Annotated in this window: 5 protein-coding genes; all 5 read right to left on the bottom strand. The window is 63.7% G+C overall.

Annotated features, from left to right (window positions below):
- A partial coding sequence (locus EN969_RS20120; RefSeq protein WP_127419332.1) for an ABC transporter substrate-binding protein occupies nt 1-803 on the bottom strand: 803 nt, incomplete at its 3' end.
- The gene (locus EN969_RS20115) at nt 800-1,849 is read right to left on the bottom strand and encodes a branched-chain amino acid ABC transporter permease (protein WP_082826621.1); all 1,050 of its coding nucleotides are present in this window, start codon (nt 1,847-1,849) and stop codon (nt 800-802) included. The genes EN969_RS20120 and EN969_RS20115, both read right to left, overlap by 4 nt.
- A complete protein-coding gene (locus EN969_RS20110) occupies nt 1,846-2,748 on the bottom strand; it encodes a branched-chain amino acid ABC transporter permease (RefSeq protein WP_024502052.1) in 903 nt (300 codons plus the stop codon). The genes EN969_RS20115 and EN969_RS20110 overlap by 4 nt, the downstream gene beginning before the upstream one ends.
- On the bottom strand, nt 2,745-3,476 hold the full coding sequence (locus tag EN969_RS20105) for an ABC transporter ATP-binding protein (RefSeq protein WP_013528428.1): 732 nt from the start codon (nt 3,474-3,476) through the stop codon (nt 2,745-2,747). The genes EN969_RS20110 and EN969_RS20105 overlap by 4 nt, the downstream gene beginning before the upstream one ends.
- The coding region (locus EN969_RS20100; RefSeq protein WP_164758364.1) for an ATP-binding cassette domain-containing protein at nt 3,463-3,994 on the bottom strand (532 nt) is incomplete at its 5' end. The genes EN969_RS20105 and EN969_RS20100, both read right to left, overlap by 14 nt.

Below are 3,994 nucleotides of genomic sequence, written 5' to 3'. Positions count from 1 at the left end.
GCTACGACACGCCCTTGCTGATCCAGGTCGGCGGCGACCACCGGCAGGTTGATGCCGGCCTGGCGCATCTGCTTCAAGATCAGGCCGATTTCCTCGGCATTCGACGAGGCATAGACGAAGTCTGGCTGCGGCGACAGCGCCTTCAGTTTGGCGATCTGCGCGGTAAAGGTCTTGTCGCCGATCTTGTAGGTGTCGCGCTCCAAAATCTTGCCCCCGCCATGCTCGTAGGCGGTGACGAAGTAGTCCGACAGCAGCGTTGTGTATTCAGTGCCGATGTCGGTCAGCAGGTAGGCGGTTTTGCCGTTCAGCTTGTTCAGCGCAAATTCCGCGCCAACCGCAGCCTGAACGTTGTCGCCGAAGGCGGCGAGGAAGATCTCGTTGCCGAGCTGGCTAGGCAATTTCGGCGAGGTCGCGCCTGGCGTTATGAACGGTATCTGCGCCGTCTGGACCTGCGGTCCGATGGCCAGCACCGAGTCGGAATCGGCGAAGCCGATGATGCCGACGACCTTGTCGCTGTCGATCAACTGGCTGGCGACGGTCGAGATCGTCGTCGAATCGCTCTTGGAATCGTAGATCACCAGTTCTATCTGCTGGCCGAGCACGCCGCCGGCGGCGTTGATTTCGCTCGCTGCCAGCTTGGCGCCATTCAGCATCGGACCGTCGAGCGAGGCCTGGATGCCGGTCAGGTTTGCCGGATAGCCGATCTTGATGGTGTCGGCAGCAAGTGCCGTGCTGGCCGAGGCAAGCGCGAAGAATGCGCCCAGTCCCAGGCCGATGGTACCGCGTCGAGTGAGTTTGATCATCGTTTTCGTTCCTCTGTCTGGTTCACCGTTGCCGATCTTTGGGTTGATCCGAACATAAGTTCCCGGTCCCCCATGATCCCCTTCGGCCGGAAGATCATGACTAGAATGAAGATGAAGCCGAGCACGATCTGGCTGGCGCCAAACAGGGCCGGCACCGCGAAATCGCCGATCGTGAAGCCGCGTTCGACCGAGCGCAGGATCTCCGACAACAGCGAAACGCAGATGACGCCGACCACCGCGCCGGTCAGGGAGCCCATGCCGCCCAGCACCAGCATTGTGATCAGACTCATCGTCAGCGCGAAGTAGAAAGTGTTCGGCGAAAACGAGCCGAGATAATGCGCATAGAGCGACCCGCCGACGCCTGAGAAGAACGCGCCGATGACGAAGGCGATCAGTCTGGTCCGCAGCACGCCGATTCCGACAGCGCTGGCCGCGATCGTGTCGTCGCGCACCGCCTTCATGGCGCGCCCGAAAGGCGAATAAACCAGGCGCGCCAGAACGAACACCGTGATGGCGAGCCAACCCATCACCCAGGGCAACGTCGTCTCCAGCGGCACGCCGGTAAACGTGCGGGCACCTCGGGTGAAATCCGACGCATTGATCAGCACCACGTTGACGATAATCAAGAATCCCATCGTCGCCACCGAAACGAAATAGCCCGACAGGCGCATCAAGGGATAACCGACGACCACCGCAAGCAATGCCGTCAGAAGACCTGCCACCAGCGTCGCCGGCAGGAAGGGGAGGCTGAAAGCATGCAGAAACCCCGGCAGATGCGGCAGCAATGCCATCTTCTGCTGCACCGGGATCGACAGGATTCCCGAAATATACGCGCCGGCGCCGATGAAGCCGACATGGCCGAGCGAAAACACGCCCGTAAAACCGTTGCTCAGCGACAGCGCCAGCACCAGGATTGCATTCAGCGCGATCAGCAGGATAATCCGGACGAAATAGTCGCTCAGCACGTGCGGCGCACCGAATGCGACAGCTGCCCCCGCCACCACGGCGACGAGGACGAGGAGTGTGATCCGCGCTTCCCGGCTCACAGCTTTATCTCCCGGTTTGGCTGGAGCAGCCCGCCCGGGCGCACCAGGAGAAAGGCGATCAGCACGGCGAAGACGATTGCGTCGCGATAGGACGAGACGCTGCTCGGCAGGAATGCGACGATGAATATCTCCAGCGCGCCCAATATGTAGCCGCCGACCAGGGCGCCCGCGATCGACCCGAAGCCGCCGATGATTGCCGCCACGAAAGCCTTCAGGAGCGGCGTGAAGCCCATCTGCGGCTGCACCACGCCGGCCTGTGCCGCCCACAAAATGCCGGCGAGGCCGGCATAGGCGGATGCGACGATGAAGGCGACGATGATCAGCCGGTTGACGTTCAGACCGACAAGGTGTGCCGCCGACATGTCCTCGGCTGCGGCGCGCATGCCGAGCCCAGTCGTGGTGCGCGTGATAAACCAGCCGAGGAGCAGCAGCGACACGAAGGTCAGCGCGATGGTCAGGAGATTGATGCTGGTGAAGGTGATGGCGCCGTTCGACATTTCCCAGGAGGTGTTGAGAATATCGGGGAGTGGAAAATTGCGCGGCGAGGAGGTGAACACCAGGATGCCGACATTCTCGATGATGTAGGTGACGGCGAGGCTGGTCAGCAGTCGCGCAACGTCGGGCGCGTCGCGGATCGGGCGGTAGGCGATGCGTTCGATGAGGAAGCCGGCGGCGGCGGCTGCGGCGATGCCGCAGATCACGGCGACCGGGAACGGAACGCCGATGCCGACCAGCAAGGCAACCCCGAAGGCACCTACCATCATGACGTCGCCATGCGCGAAATTGGTGAGCTTGAGGACGCCGAAGACGATCGACAGACCGACCGCCACCAGTGCGTAGAGGCTGCCGAGGCTCACCGCATTGACGATCTGCTGCAGGATATAGTCCAGCTGGGTCATGTTGCCGCCCCGAGATATGCCTGCGCCACGCGTTCGCTGTCGCGCAGTTCCGCGGACCGGCCAGACAGCGCCACCTGGCCCGTGCGCAGCACATAGGCACGGTCGGCGAGGTCCAGCGCGAGCGTGATGTTCTGTTCCACCAGCAGCATCGTCATGCCCTGGCGCTTCAGTTCGGCAAGCGCGCTGAAGATATGGCGGACCAGCAGCGGCGCAACGCCGAGCGAAGGCTCGTCGAGCAGCAGCAGGCGCGGCGCCGCCATCAGCGCGCGCGCCAAAGCAAGCTGCTGCTGTTCGCCGCCCGACAGCGTGCCGGCCAGTTGCTTCAGCCGCTGCTTGAGAATCGGGAACAGCATGAACATGCGCTCGCTGTCTCTGAGGATGGCATCCTTGTCGGTGCGGGTGCAGGCGCCGAGCCGCAGATTGTCAGCCACCGTCAGGCCGCCGAACAGGCGCCTGCCCTCCGGGCTCTGCGCGATGCCCAGACTTACGATGCGCGACGGAGCGACACCTCCAATCGGCTTGCCATCGAAGATGATCCTGCCGCCGCGCGGCCGCGACAGGCCGGAAATGGTGCGCAAGGTCGTGCTCTTGCCGGCGCCGTTGGCGCCCACCAACGCCACCACCTCGCCGGCATGGACGTCGAGCGAAATGCCCTTCAGCGCACGCACCGCGCCGAAATTGACCTCGAGGTTCTCGACACTGAGCAGAACGGGGCTAGGCGTGGCCAAGATACGCCTCCCGCACTTTCGGGTGTTCGCGTACCTGCTCCGGTGTTCCGACGCAGATCACCTCGCCAGTCGCCAGCACCTGGATGCGTTCGCACAGCGCCATGATCAGGTCCATGTCGTGCTCGACAACGACCACCGTTACGCCATAGCGGTCACGGATCGTCCGGATCAGCGCTGCCAACACCTTGGTCTCGTTGGAATCAAGACCGGCAGCGGGCTCATCGAGCAACAGCAGTTGCGGGCCGGTCGCCAACGCACGCGCAATCTCCAGCCGCCGCTGATCGCCGTAGGGAAGATCCGCGGCGACCCTGCCGGCCTGATCTGTCAGGCCCATGAGGTCGAGGAGTTCGTCGGCCTTCTGCCGGGTCGCGGCCACCCGCTCGCGATAACGCCGACCGCGCAGCACGGTATCGGCGGCGCCGACAGGATGGCGCAACTGCGCCGCCGTCAGCACGTTCTGCGCGACGCTGAGGCTGCCGAACAGGCGAGAGCCCTGGAAGGTGCGGGCGATGCCCATC

Source organism: Mesorhizobium sp. M7A.F.Ca.CA.003.01.2.1 (genome assembly GCF_003998945.1).
GTDB classification, from domain to species: domain Bacteria; phylum Pseudomonadota; class Alphaproteobacteria; order Rhizobiales; family Rhizobiaceae; genus Mesorhizobium; species Mesorhizobium ciceri.
The sequence above is the reverse complement of the archived record's forward strand: the minus strand, read 5'-3'. Positions and strand labels throughout refer to the sequence as shown.

What these genes read in the sequence shown, in the direction of transcription:
- EN969_RS20110 (WP_024502052.1), bottom strand. Translation starts at nt 2,748, where the DNA reads ATGACCCAGCTGGACTATATCCTGCAGCAGATCGTCAATGCGGTGAGC.